Origin of the sequence: Mycobacterium montefiorense, assembly GCF_025823255.1 — a bacterium.
GTDB classification, from domain to species: Bacteria; Actinomycetota; Actinomycetes; order Mycobacteriales; family Mycobacteriaceae; genus Mycobacterium; species Mycobacterium montefiorense.
The window spans coordinates 443,431-467,234 of sequence record NZ_JACKVL010000017.1 but is presented as its reverse complement, the minus strand read 5'-3'; the positions used below and the strand labels follow the sequence as shown (position 1 = coordinate 467,234).

17 protein-coding genes are annotated in these 23,804 nt (G+C 65.4%); 10 read left to right on the top strand and 7 right to left on the bottom strand.

Annotated features, from left to right (window positions below; genetic code table 11):
- The first annotated feature begins 5 nt into the window (after window positions 1-5).
- Complete coding sequence (fadD2, locus tag H7K34_RS22170) at window positions 6-1,685, top strand: long-chain-fatty-acid--CoA ligase FadD2 (RefSeq protein ID WP_264064166.1); 1,680 nt, start codon at window positions 6-8, stop codon at window positions 1,683-1,685.
- Between the two features lie 23 nt (window positions 1,686-1,708).
- Here the strand turns inward: fadD2 and H7K34_RS22165 are convergent, their stop codons facing one another.
- Window positions 1,709-3,049 carry an FAD-dependent oxidoreductase gene (locus H7K34_RS22165; protein WP_264064165.1) on the bottom strand — a complete coding sequence of 447 codons (1,341 nt, stop codon included), beginning with the start codon at window positions 3,047-3,049 and terminating at the stop codon, window positions 1,709-1,711.
- A gap of 363 nt (window positions 3,050-3,412) precedes the next feature.
- On the bottom strand, window positions 3,413-3,799 hold the full coding sequence (locus tag H7K34_RS22160) for an ATPase (protein ID WP_264064164.1): 387 nt from the start codon (window positions 3,797-3,799) through the stop codon (window positions 3,413-3,415).
- Between the two features lie 611 nt (window positions 3,800-4,410).
- Here H7K34_RS22160 and H7K34_RS22155 point away from each other — a divergent pair.
- The gene (locus tag H7K34_RS22155) at window positions 4,411-4,770 is read left to right on the top strand and encodes a hypothetical protein (RefSeq protein WP_264064163.1); all 360 of its coding nucleotides are present in this window, start codon (window positions 4,411-4,413) and stop codon (window positions 4,768-4,770) included.
- 171 nt (window positions 4,771-4,941) lie between these two features.
- Here H7K34_RS22155 and H7K34_RS22150 read toward each other — a convergent pair whose 3' ends face one another.
- Genes H7K34_RS22150 through H7K34_RS22135 form a run of 4 tightly spaced genes read right to left on the bottom strand, consistent with a single transcriptional unit; the run spans window position 4,942 to window position 9,888 of the window.
- The gene (locus tag H7K34_RS22150; RefSeq protein ID WP_264064162.1) at window positions 4,942-7,116 is read right to left on the bottom strand and encodes an acyl-CoA dehydrogenase; all 2,175 of its coding nucleotides are present in this window, start codon (window positions 7,114-7,116) and stop codon (window positions 4,942-4,944) included.
- Window positions 7,117-7,167: 51 nt separating this feature from the next.
- Window positions 7,168-8,139 (bottom strand): 2-hydroxyacid dehydrogenase, encoded by a 972-nt coding sequence (locus H7K34_RS22145; protein ID WP_264064161.1) that lies wholly within the window; start codon window positions 8,137-8,139, stop codon window positions 7,168-7,170.
- On the bottom strand, window positions 8,115-9,248 hold the full coding sequence (locus H7K34_RS22140) for an alpha/beta hydrolase (RefSeq protein WP_264064160.1): 1,134 nt from the start codon (window positions 9,246-9,248) through the stop codon (window positions 8,115-8,117). Before H7K34_RS22140 ends, H7K34_RS22145 begins: the two co-directional genes overlap by 25 nt.
- 1 nt (window position 9,249) lies before the next feature.
- Entirely contained in the window at window positions 9,250-9,888 is a 639-nt protein-coding gene (locus H7K34_RS22135) for a TetR/AcrR family transcriptional regulator (RefSeq protein ID WP_264064159.1), read from the bottom strand.
- Window positions 9,889-9,981: 93 nt separating this feature from the next.
- Here H7K34_RS22135 and H7K34_RS22130 point away from each other — a divergent pair, with 93 nt between their 5' ends.
- Together H7K34_RS22130 and H7K34_RS22125 are read left to right on the top strand one after the other, a co-directional pair.
- Window positions 9,982-10,563 (top strand): VOC family protein, encoded by a 582-nt coding sequence (locus H7K34_RS22130; RefSeq protein ID WP_264064833.1) that lies wholly within the window; start codon window positions 9,982-9,984, stop codon window positions 10,561-10,563.
- A 35-nt stretch (window positions 10,564-10,598) separates the two neighbouring features.
- Window positions 10,599-11,147: a hypothetical protein gene (locus H7K34_RS22125; RefSeq protein WP_264064158.1), complete on the top strand. Its 549-nt coding sequence runs from the start codon at window positions 10,599-10,601 to the stop codon at window positions 11,145-11,147.
- Here the strand turns inward: H7K34_RS22125 and H7K34_RS22120 are convergent.
- Window positions 11,080-11,784, bottom strand: a complete 705-nt coding sequence (locus H7K34_RS22120) for a TetR/AcrR family transcriptional regulator (protein WP_264064157.1) — start codon at window positions 11,782-11,784, stop codon at window positions 11,080-11,082. The two genes, H7K34_RS22125 and H7K34_RS22120, sit on opposite strands and share 68 nt — an antisense overlap.
- 82 nt (window positions 11,785-11,866) lie before the next feature.
- Between H7K34_RS22120 and H7K34_RS22115 the strand changes: the two genes are divergently transcribed.
- The 6 genes from H7K34_RS22115 to eccCa all read left to right on the top strand — a co-directional run bounded on the left by H7K34_RS22115 (window position 11,867) and on the right by eccCa (window position 23,758).
- Window positions 11,867-12,775: an oxygenase MpaB family protein gene (locus H7K34_RS22115; protein WP_264064156.1), complete on the top strand. Its 909-nt coding sequence runs from the start codon at window positions 11,867-11,869 to the stop codon at window positions 12,773-12,775.
- A gap of 98 nt (window positions 12,776-12,873) precedes the next feature.
- Window positions 12,874-14,706: a PPE family protein gene (locus H7K34_RS22110; protein ID WP_264064155.1), complete on the top strand. Its 1,833-nt coding sequence runs from the start codon at window positions 12,874-12,876 to the stop codon at window positions 14,704-14,706.
- A gap of 24 nt (window positions 14,707-14,730) precedes the next feature.
- Window positions 14,731-15,636: a class I SAM-dependent methyltransferase gene (locus tag H7K34_RS22105; protein ID WP_264064154.1), complete on the top strand. Its 906-nt coding sequence runs from the start codon at window positions 14,731-14,733 to the stop codon at window positions 15,634-15,636.
- Between the two features lie 675 nt (window positions 15,637-16,311).
- On the top strand, window positions 16,312-18,165 hold the full coding sequence (eccA, locus tag H7K34_RS22100; protein WP_264064153.1) for a type VII secretion AAA-ATPase EccA: 1,854 nt from the start codon (window positions 16,312-16,314) through the stop codon (window positions 18,163-18,165).
- Window positions 18,162-19,769 (top strand): type VII secretion protein EccB, encoded by a 1,608-nt coding sequence (eccB, locus tag H7K34_RS22095; RefSeq protein ID WP_264064152.1) that lies wholly within the window; start codon window positions 18,162-18,164, stop codon window positions 19,767-19,769. Before eccA ends, eccB begins: the two co-directional genes overlap by 4 nt.
- Window positions 19,766-23,758 carry a type VII secretion protein EccCa gene (eccCa, locus tag H7K34_RS22090; RefSeq protein WP_264064151.1) on the top strand — a complete coding sequence of 1,331 codons (3,993 nt, stop codon included), beginning with the start codon at window positions 19,766-19,768 and terminating at the stop codon, window positions 23,756-23,758. The genes eccB and eccCa overlap by 4 nt, the downstream gene beginning before the upstream one ends.
- The last annotated feature ends 46 nt before the right edge of the window (window positions 23,759-23,804 follow it).

Genomic DNA, 23,804 nt, shown 5'->3' with positions numbered 1-23,804 from the left:
GGTTTATGCCTAATCTTCCTGGCCTGCCCGGGCAAGCCGTTTCCAAGATCCAGCAGTACGTCGAACGCGGCTCGGCCGAGTTGCACTACGTCCGGAAGATCTTCGAGGCGGGCGCGTTTCGGCTGGAGCCGCCGCAGAACTACACCGGGCTGGCCGCCGACATCGTCAAATGGGGCGAGTTCGGCATGCTGCCCTCACACAACGCGAGACGCACCCCCGACCGCGCGGCGCTGATCGACGAAGACGGCGAGTTGAGCTATCGGGAACTCGACGAAGCCGCCCACGCAGTGGCCAACGGCCTGATCGAGAAGGGTGTCAAGGGCGGCGACGGTGTCGCGATCCTGGCCCGCAACCACCGCTGGTTCATGATCGCCAACTACGGCGCGGCCCGGGTCGGCGCCCGCATCATCCTGCTCAACAGCGAATTCTCCGGCCCGCAGATCAAAGAGGTCTCCGAGCGCGAGGGCGCCAAGATCATCATCTACGACGACGAGTACACCAAGGCCGTCAGCCAAGCCGAGCCGGAGCTGGGCAAGTTGCGGGCGTTAGGCGTCAACCCGGACAGCGACGAGCCGTCGGGCAGCACCGACGAGACGCTGGCCGAGCTGATCGAGCGCAGCAGCTCCGAGCCCGCACCCAAGGCGACCAAACACGCCTCGATCATTATCCTGACCAGCGGGACCACCGGAACGCCCAAGGGTGCGAACCGCAGCACCCCGCCCACTTTGGCGCCCGTCGGCGGCATCCTGTCGCACGTTCCGTTCAAGGCGAACGAGATCACGTCGCTGCCGGCGCCGATGTTCCACGCACTGGGTTATCTGCACGCCACCATCGCGATGTTCCTGGGTTCGACCCTGGTGCTGCGTCGCAAGTTCAAGCCGCCGCTGGTGCTGGAAGACATCGAGAAGCACAAGGTGACGGCCATGGTCGTGGTGCCGGTGATGTTGTCCCGGATCCTGGACGCGCTGGAAAAGATGGACTCCAAGCCCGACCTGTCCAGCCTGAAGATCATTTTCGTGTCCGGTTCGCAATTAGGCGCCGAGCTGGCCAACCGCGCGCTCAAGGACGTCGGTCCGGTGATCTACAACATGTACGGATCGACGGAGATCGCGTTCGCGACCATCGCCCGGCCCCAGGACCTGGAGAAGAACGCCTCGACGGTCGGGCCGGTCGTCAAGGGTGTGAAAGTCAAGATCCTCGACGACAACGGCAACGAGCTGCCGCAGGGCGACGTCGGACGCATCTTCGTCGGAAATGCCTTCCCGTTCGAGGGCTACACCGGTGGCGGGCACAAGCAGATCATCGATGGCCTGATGTCGTCCGGCGACGTCGGCTACTTCGACGAGGACGGTCTGCTGTCCGTCAGCGGCCGCGACGACGAGATGATCGTCTCCGGCGGCGAGAATGTCTTCCCGGCCGAGGTCGAGGATCTGATCAGCGGACACGAAGCCGTGGTGGAGGCCACCGCGATCGGTGTCGAAGACAAGGAGTGGGGCCACCGCCTGCGTGCCTTCGTGGTCAAGAAGGAAGGCGCCGACGTCGACGAGGACACCATCAAGCACTACGTGCGCGACCACCTGGCCCGCTATAAGGTGCCGCGCGAAGTGGTCTTCCTTGAAGAACTGCCGCGCAACCCGACGGGCAAGGTCCTCAAGCGTGAGCTGCGCGAAATGGAGATCGACTAGCGGGCCGGCGGCTTTCGCGAGTCTCAGGTCCGCCCAGCGCTGATCATTTCTCGGCGAGGCACGACCTTGATGCGCTCGCGACCTCGCGCTTTACCCAACGCCATCTCGTGCAGGTCAAGGCGCTCCCATTCCTCCCAGGTTGTGTAGTCGATGCCGTTCTGCGAGAGACGCGCCAGGATCGCGTCGCGGTCGGATACGACGGGTGGGCGCAGACCCGGGAGGTCGGCCAGCAGGCTCGCGATTGTTTCGGCGGCATCGGATTTGGTGTGACCGATGAGCCCCACCGGGCCGCGCTTGATCCACCCTGTTACGTACACGGAGTCGATCATGGCGCCGTCCATGTCGAGCACTCGACCGGCATCATGCGGCACGATACCGGCGTGGTGGTCAAAGGGGAGATCAGCCAAGTGCGACGAAAGGTAGCCGACCGCGCGGTATACAGCCTGCACTGGCCAGTCGGTGAAATCGCCTGTCCCCCCGACCGTTCCGTTACCCAATAGTTCAGTTCTCTCGGTACGCAACCCCTCAACGCGTTCGGTTCCGAGGATCGCCACAGGTGCCTGGCATAAGTGGATATGGATTCGGCGCGAAGCGTCGGTCGGATCCATCTCCATGTACCGGAATAAGGTGTCGACCACGAGTCGCGTCGACTTGTTCGAGTTGATCGCTCGTTGACTGGCGTCGTCGATCTCGAAGCCGTCTGGATGCACGACCACATCGACGTTTGGCGAGTGCGACAACTCGCGAAACTCCATTGGGGTGAACTTGATCTGAGCTGGGCCGCGGCGGGCGAAGACGTGCACGTCGGTGGCGTGGTTGCCGGCGAGTCCGCGATAGACGTTGTCCGGTATCTCCGTGGTGAGCTGTTCGTCAGCTGGTTTCGCCAGTACACGGGCAATATCGAGAGCGACATTGCCCGCGCCCAGCACCGCGACATTCTTCGCATTGAGGGGCCACTCACGCGGGACATCGGGATGGCCGTCGTACCAGGAAACGAACTCGGCGGCCCCATAACTGCCTGGCAAATCGATGCCCGGGATATCGAGATTTCGATCGGCCCGTGCGCCGGTGGCGAAGATGATCGCGTCGTAATGGTGCCGGAGATCGGAGAGCTTGATGTCAGTTCCATAATGGACATTGCCGATGAAGCGAAGCTCCGTCCGGGTAAGGACTCGCCGCAGCGCCTTGATGATCTCTTTAATGCGTGGATGATCTGGTGCAACGCCGTACCGTACAAGTCCGAAAGGCGTAGGGAGGCGGTCGAATACGTCCACCTGAGCATGTCTGTATTCGTTCGCGAGAATATCGGCGGCATAAATGCCCGCTGGACCCGCACCGACAACCGCAACCCTGATCTGCCGCATTTCCACCTTCCCTAGTTAGGTTAGGCAACCCTAAAATACTGTGAGAATGCGTCCAAGCTCAGCGGACGAGATTCCTGTCACATCGCCCGCCAAGCAACGGCCTTGGCGTCGCGGCCACAGCGAACGGGTTCTCTATCTTGAGGGCCGTTGACATCGGTTCGCGGGCTCAATCAGCTTCAACCCGAACAGGTTCCAGTGACTCACGGCTGCTGAACCAGCACCTCGCCGGTCAGTAGGTTTCGGTTCGGGGCGGATGCAGGCCGTCACACAATCTGGTGTCGTCGAACCGCCGGGACGGCGCTACGCGCGGGTGCGGGTTTGATCCGGTCAATGCGTGCACGCCGCACCGGACACACCGCTGCGCTAGCGCCGGTCCTGGATAGACCCGATGATCTGGGTTGCGAGTTTGGGATCGGCCAGAAGTTGGTCGATCAGCGCGGTCAACACCTCTTGCCCGGTCACCCGGGCGACACCCAGGCGGTCGGCGGCTTCGCGCTGCCAGATGTCGAGGGCCCGGTGGGTGGCTGCCGGCAGGTCGACGGTGCGACGGGTCCGTTGGATGCGCGGCGCCTGCACGCCTCCGGATCGTGATCGGGAATCTGCCGGCTTGGCGACTACTCGTTGAGGACGCGGCTGCCGAAAACCGGTGAGACGCTCGGTTGGTGTGGCGTCTCCGGAGGGTGACGTGGCGGACATCTGCGCGCGAAACGCGCTGGCACCGGGCCCGGCGTGGTCGGGGTTGAAGCTCACTGAGGCGACCTCCCTCCCGCGGGTGCAAATCAGTAAATCAGTACTTACGTTCGCACGTTATCTACTGATTGTCTCACTGAGACCAGCGTAAGTCGCGTCGCACAACGTCGGGTGTCACCGCCCGGCCGCACTCGGCGTGGGTGTGCCTGGCGCTGACCAGGCGCTCTACCAGGAGAAATTTACTGAATTTGCTATAGAAAAATAGATGCATGCAAATCGAGCCACGGTAGTTCTAGCATTAACTCGCAATTATTAGTCATAAAAATGGACATAAATCATCAATATAATGATTTTGACGACATATAAATACGGATCTACTGAAACGCAATGATGCGTATCTCAGTACTTCGGTACAGACGGTCTGTACAGCATGGATGCTGGCTTCAACGGATACTGATTTCAGTATTGGCAGATATTCTGAATGTCACAAATAAGTACTTCTTGATATGCGATCTGGAGATACGCGAATATGACAATTAGTTTCGACGTACCTACGCCGCTTGACATCAAATTCACAGCACGAATTAGCCTCACTTCTATTGTTTGCCTAGTTATTTATGCGTAGCGTTCGAGATGTCGGGGAAATGAGGTCTCGGAAGGAGCTCACCAAGATGAATTCACTGCGATCGGTCCGCGGCGCGGCCGCTGGTGCAATCGGGGCCGGCGCGGTGGCCGGCGCACTGCTGTTCGGCGGCGCCCCTGCGGCGCAGGCCGCACCGGCGCCCGCTCTTACTACAGGTTTCGCAACTGCCGGACCGCACGGCGACGTGCCGCTCGGTCCTGGCGTACTTCCGGATCGGCCCGGTTGGGGCCACGGAGGCTGGGGTCACGGTGGCCGGGGCCACGGCGGCGGCTGGGGCCACGGCGGCGGCTGGGGCCGCGGCTGGGGTCACCACGGTTGGGGTCACCACGGTTGGGGTCGCGGTGGCTGGGGCTGGGGCCACGGAGGCTTCTGGCGCCCGTGGTTCTGAGCCGCCATAGGCGCGGGATCGGCCAGCCTCGTCCTGCCAGAGTTACTGGCTGGCCGGCCCGCTGTTAAGGGGGGTGAACCACGCCGGTCTGACAATCTCAGGCCGGCGTGGCCCCCACTCCACAAACATCCATGCCGACCCGGGACCGGCCCCGGGTCGGCATGGATTTGTTTACGGGTCGCGGGGCAGGCCCAGCAATCGCTCGGCGATGATGTTGAGCTGCACTTCCGAGGTGCCGCCATAGATGGTGGTGGCCCGGCTGGCCAGCAGGTACTCGCCCCACTTGCCGGCCAACTGATCGGGGTCGCCGATCGCGGCGTCGGTGCCGAACGACGACACCGCGAATTCCGCGTAGCCCTGGCCGGTGCGCATCGACAACAGCTTCGAGATCGCCGCCGACGGCATGGCGTCGCCGCCGGCCAGCGTCAACAGCGTCGAGCGCAGGTTCAGCACCTTGGCGGCATGCCCCTCGGCGATCAACTGCCCGGCCCGGTGTTGGGAGACCTGATCGAACTGGCCGTCGCGAACGAACTCGACGAATTGGGGAAGAGTGGCCAGGAAATTCGCGTCGCTGCTGCCGATCGACACCCGCTCGGCGGTCAGCGTGTTGCGGCTGACCTCCCAGCCGCGGTCGACCTCGCCCAGCACGCACTCGTCGGGCACAAACACGTCGTCGATGTAGACGGTGTTGAACATCGCGTTCCCGGTGAGCTCACGCAGCGGCTTGACCGTCACACCTTCGCTGCGCATGTCGAGCAGGAAGTAGGTGATGCCGTTGTGCTTGGGAGCCGACGGGTCCGTCCGGGCCAGCAGCGCACCCCACTGCGAGTACTGCGCGGCGGTGGTCCAAATCTTCTGGCCGGTAATGCGCCAGCCGCCGTCGGCCCGGGTTGCCTTCGTGCTCAGCCCGGCCAGATCCGAGCCGGCGCCGGGCTCGGAGAACAGCTGGCACCAGATCATCTCGCCGCGCAAGGTCGGCGGCAGGAAACGTTGCTTTTGCTCCTCTGTTCCGAACGCGACGATGGACGGGATGATCCAGGCGGCGATGCCGACCTGCGGCCGCTTGACCCGGCCGGTGGCGAACTCCTGGGCGATAATGATCTGCTCGATCGGGTTCGCCGCCCGGCCCCACGGTTTGGGTAGATATGGCAGCCCCCACCCGGCTTCGGCGATCGCGATCGTGCGCTGCTGGCGTTCCATGGCCTTGAGGGCCGCGACCTCGGCCCGGATCTCGGCCCGCAGCTCTTCGGTTTCGGGATCCAGGTCGATGTCCACCGCCCGCATCCCGGTGGTGGTCGCGGTGTTGACCACCTTCTGCGGGTAGTCGGCGCCGCGACCGAAGCAGGCGGCCAGCATCAGCGCCCGGCGGTAGTAGACGCCTGTGTCGTGCTCCCAGGTGTAACCGATGCCGCCGTGCACCTGGATGCAGTCCTGTGTGCATCGCTGGGCGGCGGCCGGTGCCAGCGTCGCGGCCACTGCGGCGGCGAACTCCACGTCCGGCGACGCCTCGTCGATCGCACGCGCCGCGTCCCACACCGCCGCGGTTGCCCGCTCGGTATCGGCGATCATCTCCGCGCACTTGTGCTTGATGGCCTGGAACTGACCGATCGGCCTGCCGAACTGTTCCCTGATCTTGGCGTACTCCGACGCCGTATCGGTCGCCCAGCGGGCCACACCGATCGCCTCGGCGGACAGCAGCGTCGACATCAACGCGTAGGCGGTGGTCACCGTCAGGCTGCTCAGCAGGGCATCGTCGCCGACCTCGACGGCGTCGGCCCGCACGTGCGCGATGGGCCGCAGCGGGTCCAGGCTTTTCACCGGCTCGATCTCGAGCTGGTCGGCGCGCAGCACCACCCACTCGTCGCCGCTGTCGATCGCCACCGGGAGCACCAACACCGAGGCCTGCGCCGCGGCGGGGACCGCACGAACCTCGCCACGGATCACCAGCGCGTCGCCCTTGCGGGTGGCGGTCAACCCGGAGTCCAGGGCATAGGCGGCTATGGCCCCGCCCGACGCCAGCTCGGCGAGCACCTTAGCCTGCGGGTCATGCGAGGCGATCAGCGCACTGGCGATCGCCGACGGCACGAACGGCCCGGGTACGGCGCCGTAGCCGAACTCGGCCAGCACGATGGACAGCTCAAGGAGGCCGAAGCCCTGCCCGCCGACGGATTCGGACAGGTGAACGCCCTGCAGACCCTGTTCGGCGGCCGCCTGCCAGTATGGCGGCGGGTTCTCGATCGGGGTCTCCATGGCCGCGTGTAGCACCTCTGACGGCGAGACACGCGCCACCAGGGACCGCACTGAGTCCGCTAGGTCTTGATGCTCAGGATTTATTGCGATCGGCATTGGTCGCCTTCCCATGCGTTCGGGGCTTGTTTCGGCCAAGCACTCATCAATCTAATAACCGGTGGGTTGGTTGACCATATTGGCCAGGGGCTCGCCGTCGTGCAGGCGCCGGCAGTTACCGATGGCCTCGACCAGATAGCGCCGCATCGTGTCGGCCGTGTACCAGGTGACGTGCGGTGTCAGCACCACGTTGTCCAGATCGAACAGCGGATTGTCCGGCGCCACCGGCTCGACCTCGAATACGTCGAGCCCCGCGGCCGCCAGCCTCCCGTCGCGCAGCGCGACGAACAGTGCGCTTTCATCCACGACGGGTCCACGTGACGTATTGACCAGCACTGCGCTGGGCTTCATCAAGGCGATCGCATCCCGATTGAGCAGATGATGGGTGTTGGCTGTCAACGGTAGGTGCAGCGAGACTATGTCGCTAACGGCCAGCAGTTCGGGCAGCGGCAGCCAGCCGGGAAGCCCGTCGTCGCGGGTACTGTTGTGCACCACGGTGGCTCCCATCGCGCCGACGAAGGCGGCGACCCGCTTGGCGATATTCCCGTAGCCCACCAGGCCGACGGTGCAGCCGCCGATGTCGCGGACCGTCTCACCAAGTCCGGGATCCGACGGCCAGCCGCGCCCCTGCCGGGTGGCGCGATCCAGCGCCGGCAGCCTGCGCAGCGCGGCGAGCATCAACAGCACCGTTCCCTCGGCCACCGACGGCGCATTGGCGCCCGGCATGTTGGCGACAGCGATGCCGCGCTCCGTCGCCGCCTCGATGTCGACGGTGTTCACCCCGGCCCCGAGTTTGTGCACCAGCCGCAGCCGTTTGCCACGGCGAAGGTCCGCGCCTGACAACGGTCGTAGTACGTGCCAAATCACGTCGGCTTCGGGCAATTCTCGGTAGAAGTCGGTGTCGTCATCGGCGGCACACCATCGAATGTCAAGCCAATCTGCTTCGGCAGCAAGGAAATCGAGGACTTTGTCGCTGGGGACGAAGTGGGCGAGAACTCTCAGTGCCACCGCTTGCTGATCCACCTGGCGATGGTATCCGCCTGCTCGCTGCGCGCGCCCGGGGTGGTGAAGTAGTGGTCGCTGTCGATCGATACCTGTGCCTTGTCGGTGCCGGCGAGTGCGTCGTGGATGCGTTGGGCGTCAGATGGAAAAACTCCGGTGTCGGCCTCGGCGTTGATCACCAGGGCCGGGCAGCTGATCCGGCTCAGGTGTGGTTCGGCCCGGGTTTGCGCCGTCCGCAAACTCCACATACCCAGCCAGCTCCGCAGGGTGCAGGATGCGGCGATGCCCTGCGCGGAGCGGTTGGCCTTCGCCGGCACGCCCGCGTAGCACTGGTTGGCTGCGCGCTTGGTGGGCTCGATGCTGGGATCGACCATGCGGGGGTCGGCCCAGGTTCGCATGACCGAGAACGGGCGATCGGAAAACCCAGCAGCGCGAACACGTTTGAGCTCCGTCTCGGCCCAGTCGGTAATGGCGTGGTTGCGCGCGGTCTGCGCCGCGCGGTAGCGCGCGACGAAGTCCGGCGAATACGGCGGACCATTGACCTCGTCGAACAGATCGAGGTCGGGATCGGTAGCGACGGGATCGTTTTCGTCGACGACGGACGCGTCCATCCAAGCCGTCAGCACCTCCGGGCGCCCGGGATGAGCCGCGGTGGCGACATAGCCGTCGGCAGGGAGCAGCTCCGTCAGCCCGGCCGCCGGGCGCATGCCCTGCAGCGGGATCACATTCGGGTCGACGGCCTGCGAGTGATAGGCGGCCATCAACGAACCTCCCCCTGAATTACCCAGCAGCACAACGGTATCGACACCCTGAACTTCGCGCAGCCAGCGCACCCCGACGCCGATGTCGACCAGCGCGTGGTCGAGCAGGAAGTTGGATTCGAAGCCGCGGAACCTGGTGTTCCAGCCGAGATATCCGATGCCCCGGATGGCCATGTAGTCGGCGAGATAGTGCTCGGAGAAGTCGATTTGATAGTGCGCGGCGATCATCGCCACCTTCGGCTTGCGTCCCACGCCGCGGTGGTACAGCCCCTGGCACGGATGCCCGCCGGCGCCGGCCCGCTCGGCAGTGCGCGACGGCAAGCCGACGAACTCGCGGACAACGCCCGTACTGCCGCTATTCGGTGTCAATTCAGCGACCTTCCTTCGTGTAGATCGCCCGATAGTAGATCTTGGCGAGGGTTTGGATGCAGGCCTGGTCGTCGAGCTCGTCTGTCCCGGCCCGGCTGACTTGGATGTAGCAGAACTGGTTGAACATCGCCACGATCGCCTCGGCGATCAGCTGCGGGTCGTCGCCGGAGCAAAACCCTTTGGTTTGGGCGCGCCGGACCGTCTCTGCAATGAAAGAGATTGGGATTTCGCAGATTTCGGCCCAATACTGCGCGAAGTCGTCGTTGACCATCGCCAGCTGAGAAACGCTGGTCACCTCGGCGAGCCGGTTGCGGTAGGTGTGCCAGTGCGCGGTCGCCGCCTCATGGGCGCGTTGCCGGTTGGACAAACCGTGGCCGGTGACTGAGCGTGCACGCTCATTGGCCTCGTCGCGGAAGTGCAGTGCCCACTGGCGGACCATCGCCTCTTTGGAGTCGTAATAGTTGTAGAAGGATGCCGGCGAGCGGCCCGCTTCCGCGGCGATGTCGGCGATGGTCGTCGCCAGGATTCCCTTGCGCGCGACGACCGTTCGCGCCGCTGCGTCGATCGCTGCCTGCGTGCGCCTGCCGCGATGGGTCGGGAACTCGGCCGGTCGGCCGTTGGATTCCGCCGCGATCGACATCTGTGCATTCCTCACCCTGGAGCAAAACTGAATCTGATGTTAGATTCAGTTTTGCATCTTGGCCAGGCCCAAACGGTCGATCGGAGCTGCAACGTGATCAAGCCGAACAACACCAACACCGAGTTCGAACTGGGCGGCATCAACCATGTTGCGCTGGTGTGTTCCGACATGGCCCGCACCGTGGACTTCTACAGCAACATCCTCGGCATGCCGTTGATCAAATCGCTTGATATGCCGGGCGGTGCGGGGCAGCACTTCTTCTTCGATGCCGGCAACGGCGACTGTGTCGCGTTCTTCTGGTTCGCCGACGCGCCCGACCGGGTGCCCGGTGTCTCGTCGCCGGCGGCGATCCCGGGCATCGGGGACATCACCAGTGCGGTCAGCACGATGAACCATCTCGCCTTTCACGTGCCGGCCGAGAAGTTCGACGCCTACCGACAGCGCCTCAAGGACAAGGGTGTGCGCGTCGGCCCGATCCTCAATCACGACGAGAGCGAGATGCAGGTTTCCGCGACGGTGCACCCCGGTGTGTACGTGCGCTCATTCTATTTCCTGGACCCGGACGGCGTCACACTCGAGTTTGCCTGCTGGGTAAAGGAATTCGGTGCGAGTGATGCCCAGGCTGTGCCCAGGACCGCGGCCGATCGGCGACCGAAGGCGCACGCCGTAACCTAATCGGCACAAGGGTGGCCGAGCCGGGGGAGTCCGTGATGACCGACGGCATTTTGACAGATGAGCAGATCGCGGCGTTGACGCCCGCGCAGCGGCGAGACCTGATCACGCGACTAGAGGCACCGCTGCACGAGGTGATCGATCCGATGCTGCTGGCGCGGATGCGGCGCATCCGATTGGGCTTGATGGTCGGGGGCTCGATCGCGATGGTCCCCTGGCTGGTCTATCTCTCGCTGACGCTGCCGGACAATTACGTCGCGCGCAATTGGGGTCTGACCTGGGTGGGCTTCGACATCTTGCTGGCCGGATTTATGGTGGCGACAGCGATTTTCGGTTATCTGCGGCGCCAAATACTGCTGTTCGCGGCGTTCACCTCCGGCGTGCTGCTGATCTGCGACGCGTGGTTCGACCTGATGACCGCGGGGCCCGACGACATCTGGCTGTCGGTCATCACGGCGCTGGGGATCGAAGTGCCACTCGCGATTCTCATGATCCGCGGCGCGCAGCGGATCATGCGTCTCACGATGTTGCGTCTGTGGCTCCTGGATCCCGGTATGCGGTTGTGGCAGCTGCCGTTGTTTCCGTGAGGCCGTACAGCCTCGGATGAGCGAGTTCGTCGAGCAGTACCGCGAGCTGATCGACGAGCTGTTCGGGCTCTAGCCCTACGTCGCCGGCCAGCCAGGCGCTGATCATCTGCCCGACGCCGCCCACCGCGAAATGCGCGCCCGCTTTCATGCTGTTGTTTGCCGGCATCCGCAGCATGTCGGCGCCATGCTGGCCCAGCAACATGGCGAACAACGCGGTCGATTCGGCGCGTTTGCGCACGATAACGGCATCGGCAAGCGCAGTGCTGAACAGCAGCCGCCCGACCCGGGGGTCACCGGCGATGGTCCGCACGATGTTGGCCATACCCGCGCGGGCTTGTTCGTCTATCGGCACCACCGCGACCGCGGCCTGGGTGGTGGCGGCCAGCTCGGCTATCACCCAGTCGAAGACCACACCGACGAATCCGTCTCTGTCGCTGAAGCTTTCGTAGAAATAGCGAGGGGTCAGGCCGGCCCGCCCGCAGACGGCGCGAACCGTCAGCGCGGAGGCATCCTGCTCGCCCGCGCCCAGCAGGTCCAGCCCGGCAGTCAGCAGCCGCCCGCGTCGTTCGGCCTGTCGCCGGGCGGCCTCGACGCCGCGGTAGGGGCGCATGCTTGGGGTCTGGGCCATGACCACCATCTTGACACCGACGCGCTGCGGCGACAATATCAGGAAACGAACGTTGTCACATTTTTGGCGCGAACGGCGGAGAGGTGTTCGGATGGCGATCCACGAGGCGGTTCACCGGCTCATTCCACATGTCGAGCGCCCGATGGCCGACCCGCCGCGCCCTCAGGCGAGCCGCCGGCGACGCCGGGCTGCCGGCGACTATGGGCTGATGGGCGTGGCGCTATTGGCCGGCCCGGCCAACGTGATCATGGAGCTGTCGCGTCCCGGCGTCGGCCACGGTGTGGCGGAGAGCCGCGTCGAGAGCGGCCGCATCGACCGCCATCCGATCAAGCGGGCGCGCACTACCTTTACCTACATCGCGGTCGCCAATGCCGGGACCGACGAGCAGAAGGCCGCCTACCGCCGCGCGGTCAACCGGTCGCACGCGCAGGTCTACTCGAGGCCCGACGACCCGGTGCAATACAACGCGTTTGATCCCGAGTTGCAGCTGTGGGTGGCGGCCTGTATCTACAAGGGCGGCATCGACATCTACCGCACATTTGTCGGCGAGATGGACGAGGCGGACGCCGATCGCTTGTATCGCGAGGGCATGACCCTGGGCACCACGTTGCAGGTGCCGGCTCAGATGTGGCCACCGGACCGCGCTGCTTTCGACGAGTACTGGCAGGAGTCGCTGGCCAAGGTGCACATCGACGACTCGGTTCGCGAATTCTTGTACCCGATCGCCGCGGGCCGCTCACGGTTAGTGGTGCTGCCGGCGCGACTGCAGCGCATGTCCGACAACTTCGGCCTGTTGATCACCACCGGCTTTCTGCCGCAACGGTTTCGCGACGAGATGCGGTTGCCCTGGGATGGCGCCAAGCAACGGCGCTTTGACCGGTTGATGGCGGTATTGGGCGCGGTGAACCGGATGCTGCCGCGGGTTATCCGGCAGTTCCCGTTCAACCTGATGCTGTGGGATCTCGACCGCCGGATCAGGACCGGGCGCCCGTTGGTCTAGCGCGCCGCACCCGGGGCTCGGCCCCACATTGATAACGATAATCATTTTCGATAAGCTCCTGGCGGTCTGGCAAAAACGCTGCAGCCCGAGGGGTACAAATGACCGCACCGATGTGGATGGCTTCTCCGCCGGAGGTGCATTCGGCGTTGCTGGGCAGCGGTCCCGGGCCGGCGTCGCTGTTTGCCGCGGCGGCCGCGTGGAGCGCGATGAGCGCCGAATACGCCGCGGCGGCAGCAGAACTCAGCAGCGTGCTGGCGTCGACGCAGGCCNTGCTGGGCAGCGGTCCCGGGCCGGCGTCGCTGTTTGCCGCGGCGGCCGCGTGGAGCGCGATGAGCGCCGAATACGCCGCGGCGGCAGCAGAACTCAGCAGCGTGCTGGCGTCGACGCAGGCCGGGGCATGGCAGGGCCCCAGCGCCGAGTCCTACGTGGCCGCACACGCCCCCTACCTGGCGTGGTTGACGCAGGCCAGCGCGCACAGCGCCGCGGCGGCCGCCCAGCACGAAACGGCCGCAACCGCCTACACCGCGGCGCTGGCNGCGATGCCGACGCTGCCCGAGCTGGCCGCCAACCACGCCGTACACGGCGTGCTGTTGGCGACGAATTTCTTTGGCGTCAATACGATTCCGATTGCGGTCAACGAGGCCGACTATGCGCGGATGTGGGTCCAGGCCGCCGGCANGCTGGCCGCCAACCACGCCGTACACGGCGTGCTGTTGGCGACGAATTTCTTTGGCGTCAATACGATTCCGATTGCGGTCAACGAGGCCGACTATGCGCGGATGTGGGTCCAGGCCGCCGGCATCATGACGACTTACCAAGCCGTTTCCACCGCGGCCCTGGCGGCCAACCCACAAACCGACCCGGCGCCGCAGATCCTGAAATCCGATACCGCCGTCCAGCAACAGGCCGCCGATGACGGCGACGACGACGAGTTCCCCGACCCCACCGTGGACAACTGGTTCAACCAACTTATTGCGAAGATTCTGCGACTGTTCGGGATTGACTGGAATCCCGTAAAGGGCACTGTCAACGGGTTGCCCTACGACTCCTATGCGAATCCGGGTCAGCTGATCTTTTGGGTGGTTCGCGCCCTGGAACTTCTCGAGGATTTCGAGCAGTTCGCGGTGTACATGAAGACAAATCCGGCGTTGGCGTGGCAGTACATCGCCTTCCTCGCGGCGGTGGATTGGCCCACTCACATCGCCGAGATCGCTAGCTGGTTGTCGAGTTCTCCTACATTGCTGCTGGTCCCGATCATCGCGGCGACGGCCCCTCTCGGGGCGCTCGGCGGCTTCGCCGGGCTGGCCGGGCTGGCGCACGCCCCGGCGCCGGTGGCGGCGGTGCCCCCGCCCGCCGCGCCCGCGCCCGGCCTGCCGGCCGCCCTCGGGACGGCCCCCATCGCCGCGCCGGCTGCGGCCCCCGCGACCGCACCGGCACCCGCGTCCACTCCCACCGCGAGCGCCGCGGTCAGTTCGGCTCCGCCCGCACCACCGGCCGCGGCCGGGCCCGGCTTCGTGCCGCCGTACGTCGTTGCGCCGCCCGGGATCGGGTTTGGCTCGGCAATGAGCGCCAGCGCGGCGGCGGGGGCGAAAAAAAAGGCACCAGAGCCGGATTCGGCTGCTGCGGCGGCAGCGGCCGGTGCGCGAGAACAGGCTCGGGTTCGGCGCCGGCAACGGGCTCGGCGGCGCGGGTATGGCGACGAGTACATGGACATGGACATGGACATGAACGTCGACGTCGACCCGGACTGGGCTGAGCCGGCGACGATGGCGTCAGATCGAGGTGCCGGGGATCTCGGATTCGCCGGCACGGCACGCACCCGGGCCGCCGTCGCGGCGGGCCTGACCACGCTGACCGGCGACGAGTTCGGCAATGGGCCCAGCATGCCGATGATCCCAGGCACCTGGCACCCGGACGCCAGCGACGGCTAAGGCTGTTGCCGTATTGTCGGCCCGATGCGGAGCGAAGGTGATACCTGGGACATCACAACAAGTGTCGGTTCGACCGCGTTGTTCGTAGCGACCGCGCGGGCGCTGGAGGCGCAGAAGCCCAACCCGCTGGTCGTCGATCAGTACGCGGAGGTCTTCTGTCGTGCCGTCGGTGGGTCGGCGGCCGATGTTCTCGACGGCAAGGATTGCGACCACCATCTCAAGAGCGCCGACTTCGGCGACCACTTCGTCAACTTCCAGGCTGCGCGCACGAAGTACTTCGACGAGTACTTCCTGCGGGCCGCCCAAGCCGGCGTGCGGCAGGTCGTCATTCTTGCGGCCGGACTCGACTCGCGCGCCTACCGTCTGGACTGGCCCGCCGCGACGACGATCTTCGAGCTGGATCGCCCGCAGGTCCTCGATTTCAAGCGTGAGGTGCTCGCCGGCCACGGCGACCAGCCGCGCGCTGAGCGCCGCGAGGTCGCCGTCGATCTGCGTGACGATTGGCCACAGGCGTTGCGGGACAGCGGGTTCGATCCCGCGATGCCCTCGGCGTGGATCGCCGAGGGTTTGCTGGTCTATCTGCCGGCCGCCGCGCAGGAGCAGTTGTTCACCGGCATCGACGGCCTGGCCGGACATGGCAGCCATGTCGCCGTCGAGGACGGTGCGCCGCTGCAGGCCGACGAATTCCAAGCCGCCGTCGAGGAAGAACGTGCGGCCGCCAGGCAGGGCGACGGACGGCTGTTCTTCCAGTTGGTCTACAACGAGCAACATGCCCCGGCCGCCGACTGGTTCGGCCAGCACGGCTGGAACGCGGTCGGCACTCCTTTGGCGGACTACCTGCGCGAGGTTGGCCGTCCGGTCCCGGGGCTGGAGATCGAGGCCGGGCCGATGATTGCCCGCAATACCTTGGTCAGCGCCGTCCGGGTCTGAGCTTCACCGCCACGTTGTGGACCGGACCCTGAAACCCCTATGCATTCCGACCCGATCCCTGGGATTGAGAGCAATTCGGTCGTAACGTCTGAACGCGGGGCGGGGGCCCCTCGGCTTCGCAGTGCCCGAGATGTGGCACTGCGACTCGTCAGGAGCTCGGTGACGGGAGTCAGAAGTGAGGACTTTGTCCGGACCCTCATGGGTGCCGCGCAAAGCGGGTAAGCCGTTGGCCGTACCGGCGTGCCTGGGAACTTTTCCGGCTCGACGGCCGACTAATACTTGCGTGCTCGCTGAGCCGTCCGTGTTCACGGCGGTCGTTAAGCCACCCGATTGGTAAGGAGTTGCTGCTATGGCCGCGCGGCTGCGGATACCACGCCGCGAGGCGGGTACCCGATTGCGCGCCGAGCCGTCAGCTTCCGCTGGATGCCCACAACCAGACACGTGCACGTTTGCTAATGAAAATCATTTTCACTAAGCTTTGCCGCCAAGGGAGTGAGGCCAACGCCACAACTGGAGAGGTGAACCGGTGATAACGCAGAATGCCGAGCTCAGAGGCCCTGCGGAAGCCGGCGGACGACGAGTTGGACGGGTCCGGGAACCTCGACAATTAGCTTATGCAATGCTAACTTCAGCAAATTAAGTTAGGGGAGACTATCTTCATGGAAAATTGCGGCCGTGGAACGCGGTGAGAGTGGTGTACTCGCAGTCCAGCCAGGCACTTCTCGGTTGGACAGCAGGGTCGATGGCGACGTCGTCAGCCGGTTTGCTACGTGCTGCCGGGCGTTAGGTGTCGCGGTCTATCAACGCCAGCGTCCGGCCGATTTGGCCGCCGCCCGCTCGGGTTTCACCGCGCTGACCCGCGTCGCCCATGACCAGTGCGACGCCTGGACCGGATTAGCCGCCGCCGGCGATGCGTCATTCCGCGTTCTCGAGGCGGTTTCGCGCACCGCGGCCACCTCGGGCGTGTTGCAGCGGCAGGTTGACCTGGCGCCCGCCGCCCTGGGCTTCCGCTACGACAGCGGACTGTATCTACAGTTTCGCGCCAGCAACCCCGACGACTTCCATCTCGCCTATGCGGCGGCGTTGGCAACGGCCGGCCGGTTTGCCGAGGCGGATGAAATCGTCACCGGGCTCAGCGCGCGCCGCCCGAGTTGGCGCGAGGCGCGGTGGATCTCCGTCGTCATCAATTTCCGCGCCGAGCGGTGGTCCGACGTCGTGAAGCTGCTGACCCCGATCGTCAACGACTCCGACCTCGATGAGGCCTACGCGCACGCGGCCAAGATCGCCCTGGGCACCGCGCTGGCCCGGCTGGGCATGTTCGCCCCCGCGCTGTCCTATCTCGAGGAGCCCGAAGGTCCGGTCACGGTGGCCGCCGTCGATGGGGCGATGGCCAAGGCGCTCGTCCTGCGCGTGCACGTCGACGAGGAGTCGGCGAGCGAGGTGTTGCAGGACTTGTACGCCGCGCACCCGGAGAACGAGCAGGTCGAACAGGCCTTGTCCGACACCAGTTTTGGGCTTGTTACCACCAACGCGGCCCGCATCGAGGCTCGTAAAGATCCGTGGGATCCGGACACCGAGCCCAGCGCGGAGGATTTTGTCGACCCCGCCGCCCATGAACGCAAGGCCGTACTGCTGCACGAGGCCGAACGCCAGCTGACCGAATTCATCGGACTGGAAGAGGTGAAGAATCAGGTATCGCGCCTGAAGAGTTCGGTGGCCATGGAGCTGGTCCGCAAGCAGCGCGGGCTTCAGGTTGCGCAGCGCGCGCACCACTTGGTGTTCGCCGGGCCGCCCGGAACGGGTAAGACCACCATCGCGCGTGTGGTCGCCAAAATCTATTGCGGCCTGGGCCTGTTGAAGCGCGAGAACATCCGCGAGGTGCACCGCGCCGACCTGATCGGTCAGCACATCGGTGAGACCGAGGCCAAGACCAACGCGATCATCGACAGCGCGCTGGACGGCGTGCTGTTCCTCGACGAGGCCTACGCCCTGGTGGCCACCGGCGCCAAGAACGACTTCGGGCTGGTCGCCATCGACACGCTGCTGGCCCGCATGGAAAACGACCGCGACCGGCTGGTGGTGATCATCGCCGGTTACCGGGCGGACCTGGACAAGTTCCTGGACACCAACGAGGGTCTACGGTCGCGGTTCACTCGCAATATCACCTTCCCGTCGTACAACTCTCACGAGTTGGTGGAGATCGCGCACAAGATGGCCGAACAGCGCGACAGCATCTTCGAGCAATCCGCGCTCGACCACATGGATGCCCTGTTCGCGAGTTTGGCGACGTCCTCGACACCAGACTCCAATGGAGTCGAACGGCGCAGCCTCGACATTGCGGGTAACGGCCGTTTCGTCCGAAACATCGTCGAGCGTTCCGAAGAAGAGCGCGAATTCCGGTTGGACCATTCAGAACAGGCGGGTACCGGTGCGTTCACCGATGAGGAGCTGATGACGATCACCGACCGAGATGTCAGTAATTCAGTAGAGCCGCTGCTGCGCGGCCTGGGCCTCTCGGTGCCGTCATGACCAACCCGGAGCCCCAGGACGAACGACGCTCGTTTTCCTCACGGACCCCCGTCAACGACAATCCTGACCAGGTGGTCTACCGGCGCGGATTCGTCACCCGGCATCAGGTGACCGGCTGGCGCTTCGTGATGCGCCGCATCGCCTCCGGAATTGCGTTGCACGACGCCAGAATGCTGGTCGACCCGCTGCGTACCCAGTCGCGTGCGGTGCTGATGGGCGCCCTGATTCTGATCACCGGCCTAGCGGGTTGCTTCGTGTTCTCGATGATCCGGCCCAACGGTCAGGCGGGCAGCAACGCGGTGCTCGCCGATCGGGAGTCCGCCGCACTGTATGTGCGGATCGGTGACGACTTGCACCCGGTGTTGAACCTGACCTCGGCGCGGCTGATCGTCGGCAAGCCGGTCAACCCTGCCACGGTGAAGAGCAGTGAGCTGGACCGGTTTCCGCTCGGAAACCTGATCGGCATACCTGGTGCACCAGAACGTATGGTGCAGAACGCATCTCATGACGCACGCTGGACGGTGTGCGATGCCGTCAATGAGGCTGCCGAGGGTTCGCATGCTGTGCATAGCACCGGTGTCACCGTGATCGCGGGTACGCCCGACGGCAGCGGCGCGTGTGCCGCCACGATCGCGCCCGGCCAGGCGATCCTGGTCGAGTTCAACGGCGACAAGGGCTCCAGCACCTGGCTGCTGTGGGATGGCAAGCGCAGCCAGATCGACCTGACCAATCACGCGGTCACCAACGCGTTGGGTCTGGGTGTCGACCTGCCCGCGCCGCGACCCATCGCGGAGGGGCTGTTCAATGCGATTCCAGAAGCGCCCGCGCTGACCGCGCCGGGCATCCCGAACGCCGGTACCCCGGCGAACTACGCAGTCCCGGCACCGATCGGGGGCGTCGTGACGTCCTATGCCGTCGACCCGGGCAGCTTGCGACACTACGCGGTGCTGCCGGATGGCCTGCAACCGATCTCGCCGGTGCTCGCCGCGATCCTGCGTAACACCAATTCCTATGGCCTGGAACAACCTCCGCGGCTCGGCGCCGACGAGGTAGCCAAGCTGCCGGTGTCACGGATGCTGGACACCACGCGCTTTCCCGACCACCAGGTCGCCCTGGTCGACGCGGCCAAGGACCCCGTCGCCTGCGCATACTGGAGCAAGCCGGCCGGGGCTGCAAGCAGCTCGCTGAGCCTGCTGGCCGGTTCGGCGCTGCCGGTTCCCGACGCGGTTCGCACCGTGAACCTGATCGGTGGCGGCTCCCAAGGAATCGCCACCCGTGTCGCCCTGGCGCCGGGCACCGGATACTTCGCTCAGTCCATCGGTGGCGGCGCGACTTCACCCGGCAGCGGGTCGCTGTTCTGGGTGTCCGACACCGGAGTCCGCTACGGCATCGACAACGAAGCTGACAACGGCGCTGCCGGGCACGGCAAAACCGTTGAGGCTCTTGGCTTAACCCCACCCCCCGTTCCTATTCCCTGGTCGATACTGTCGCTGTTCGCGACGGGCCCGACGCTATCTCGCGCCGACGCGTTGCTCGCACACGACGGCTTGGCGCCCGATAGCAAGCCCGGACGTCCGGTGTCGGCCGAAGGAGGACCCCGGTGAGCCGTCTGATCTTCGAAGCACGCCGGCGCCTGGCGCCGCCGAGCACCCGCCAGGGCACCATCACGATCGAGGCGCCCCCCGAGCTGCCCCGGGTGATTCCGCCGTCGTTCCTGCGTCGTGCGATGCCCTACGTGCTGGTGATCCTGATCGTCGGCATGATCGTCGCGCTGGTCGCCACCGGGATGAAGGTGATTTCGCCGCAGACGCTGTTCTTCCCGTTCGTGTTGCTGCTGGCGGCAACCGCGCTCTATCGGGGCAACGACAACAAGATGCGCACCGAGGAGGTCGACGCCGAGCGCGCCGACTACCTGCGCTACCTGTCGGTGGTTCGGGACAACATCCGCACCCAGGCCGCCCAGCAGCGCGCCGCCGCGCAGTGGTCGCATCCCGAGCCGTCGGCGCTGGCGACGGTGCCCGGATCTCGCCGTCAGTGGGAACGTGACCCGCACGACCCCGACTTCCTGGTGTTGCGGGCCGGGCGTCACCAGGTTCCGCTGGCGACCGCGGTGCGGGTGCAAGACACCGCCGACGAAATCGACCTGGAACCGGTGTCACACAGCGCATTACGTAGCCTGCTCGACACTCAGCGCACGGTTCGCGATGTGCCCACCGGAATCGATTTGGCCAAAGTCTCCCGGATCACCGTCTTCGGTGAGCCAGACGACGTGCAAGGCGCAGTGCGTGCCTGGATCGCTCAGGCAGTGACCTGGCACGACCCGACGGTGTTGGGGGTGGCACTGGCTACCCGCGATCTGGAGAACCACGACTGGTCCTGGCTGAAGTGGTTGCCCCACATCGACATTCCCGGCGAGGTGGACGGTGTCGGGCCAGCCCGCTTCCTGTCCACCAACCCCGACGAGCTGATCGCCCTGCTGGGGCCCGCGCTGGCTGACCGCCCGTCATTCACCGGCGATCCGGCCGATGCGCTGCGGCATCTGCTGATCATCATCGACGATCCCGACTACGACGTGAACGCGTCGGCGCTGGCGATCGGCCGGGCCGGAGTCACCGTCGTGCACCGCACCACCACACCGCCCAACCGCGAACAGTATTCGGATCCGGAAAAGCCGATTCTGCGTGTCATCGGGCGGGACGGCGGGGGCAGCCGGGACGGGGCCATCGAACGCTGGCAGACCGGCGGCTGGCAGCGCTACATCGACAATGCCGATCAACTCGGCGTCGACGAGGTCGCCCACCTGGCCCGTCAGCTGTCGCGCTGGGATTCCAACCCGACCCACACCGGGCTGCGCTCGGCGGCAACGCGTGGCGCCACGTTCACGACGCTGCTGGGTGTTCCGGACGCGTCGCGGCTAGACGTGCCGACACTGTGGGGACCGCGGCGCCGCGACGACGAGTTGCGGGTGCCGATCGGTGTCACCGCGACCGGCGAGCCGCTGTTCTTCGACCTCAAGGACGAAGCCGAGGGCGGGATGGGCCCGCACGGCCTGATGATCGGTATGACCGGTTCTGGCAAGTCGCAGACCCTGATGTCGATTCTGTTGTCGCTGTTGACAACTCATTCGGCTGACCGGCTCATCGTGATCTATGCCGACTTCAAGGGTGAGGCCGGCGCCGACAGCTTCCGGGACTTCCCGCAGGTCGTCGCGGTGATCTCGAACATGGCCGAGAAGAAGTCGCTGGCCGACCGGTTCGCCGACACGCTGCGTGGTGAGGTCGCACGTCGCGAGACGCTGCTCCGCGAGGCCGGCCGCCAGGTTCAGGGCAGTGCGTTCAACTCGGTGGTCGAGTACGAGAACGCCATCGCCGCCGGGCACGAGCTGCCGCCGATCCCGACGCTGTTCGTGGTCGCCGACGAGTTCACGCTGATGCTGGCCGACTACCCGGAGTACGCGGAACTGTTCGACTACGTGGCTCGCAAGGGTCGCTCGTTCCGCATCCACATTCTGTTCGCGTCCCAGACGCTGGATGTCGGCAAGATCAAGGACATCGACAAGAACACCTCGTACCGCATCGGGTTGAAGGTGGCCAGTCCCAGCGTTTCTCGCCAGATCATCGGCGTGGACGACGCGTACCACATCGAGTCGGGCAAAGAGCACAAGGGCGTGGGCTTCCTGGTGCCCGCCCCGGGTGCCGCGCCGATCAAGTTCCGCAGCACCTACGTCGACGGCATCTACGAGCCGCCGCAGCCTGCTAAAACCCTTGTGGTGCAGTCTGTCCCGCAGCCAAAGCTGTTCACGGCGGGCAGGGTGGAGCCGGATCAGGGCACGGTGATCATCGGAGCGGACCAAGACGAGTTTGTCGGACCGCCGCGCAAGCTGATCGCGACCATTGGCGAGCAACTCGCGAGCTACGGGCCGCGGGCACCGCAGCTGTGGCTGCCGCCGCTGGACGAGCCGATCCCGCTGACGTCGGTGCTGGCTCGTGCCGGGCTGCCGGAACGGCAGTGGCGCTGGCCGCTCGGCGAGATCGACAAGCCATTCGAGATGCGCCGCGATCCGCTGTTGTTCGACGCCACTTCGGCTGCTGGCAACGTGGTGATCCACGGGGGCGCCAAGTCCGGCAAATCGTCTGCGCTGCAAACATTTATGTTGTCCGCGGCCAGCCTGCATTCGCCGCGCGATGTCACGTTCTACTGCTTGGACTACGGCGGTGGGCAGCTGCGGGCGCTGGAAGATCTTGCGCACATCGGCAGCATCGCGTCGCCGCTGGAACCCGAGCGCATCCGCCGCACCTTCGGCGAGCTGGAGCAGCTGCTGATTTCCCGGCAACAGCAAGAGGCCTTCCGGGACAAGAACGGTTCGACTCACGACGACGGCTTCGGCGAGGTTTTCCTGGTCATCGACAACCTCTACGCCTTCGCCCGGGACAACACCGACCAGTTCAACACACGTAATCCGTTGCTGGCCAAGGTGACTGAACTCGTCAACGTCGGTCTTGCGTACGGCATCCACGTGATCATCACCACGCCGAGCTGGCTGGAGGTACCGCTGGCGATGCGCGACGGTTTGGGGCTGCGTCTCGAGCTCAAGCTGCACGACGCGCGGGACAGCAACGTGCGAGTGGTTGGGGCGCTGCGCCGCCCGGCCGACGCCGTGCCGGCCGACCAGCCGGGTCGCGGGTTGACGATGGCCGCCGAGCACTTCTTGTTCGCGGCTCCGGAATTGGACCAGGTGGCCGCGATCAACGCCCGCTACCCGGGTGTGGCCGCACCGCCGGTTCGACTGTTGCCGAGCAACCTGGCACCCGATGCCCTCGGGCCGCTGTATCGGGGATCCGAACAAGTCGTCATCGGTCAGCGCGAAGAGGACCTGGCGCCGGTCGTGCTCGACTTCAGCGAGAACCCGTTGCTGATGGTGTTCGGTGACAGCAAGGCGGGCAAGACCACGCTGTTGCGCCACATCATCCGTACCGTCCGGGAGCATTCCACCGCGGACCAGGTGGCTTTCACGGTGCTGGATCGGCGGCTGCACCTGGTCGAAGAGCCGCTTTTCCCAGACAACGAATACAGCGCCAACATCGACCGGGTCCTCCCGGCGATGCTCGGGCTGTCCAACATCATCGCGTCGCGGCGCCCGCCGGCCGGCTTGTCGGCAGCGGAGTTGGCCCGGTGGAGCTACCAGGGCCACACCCACTATCTGATCATCGACGACGTTGACCAGATTCCGGATACACCGGCGATGAGTGGGCCGTACATTGGACAGCGGCCATGGACCAGCCTGATCTCCGAACTCAGCCAGGCCGCCGATCTGGGACTGCGGGTGATCGTCACGGCGCGGGCCACCGGCTCGGGGCATGCGCTGATGACCAGTCCGTTGCTGCGGCGCTTCAACGATTTGCAGGCAACCACGTTGATGCTGGCGGGCAACCCGCAGGACAGCGGCAAGATCCGCGGCCAGCGATTTGGCCGGTTGCCTGCCGGACGGGCTATTCTGTTGGGAGACAGCGAAAGCCCGACGTATGTGCAGTTGGTCAACCCGTTGGTTGGCGAGTCTGTGGTAAGGGGAGCCGACGAAGGTTTCGCCCGATGATGGTGGTTAGCGAAAGCGCAACAGCAGGACCTGAAAAGGAGCAGTT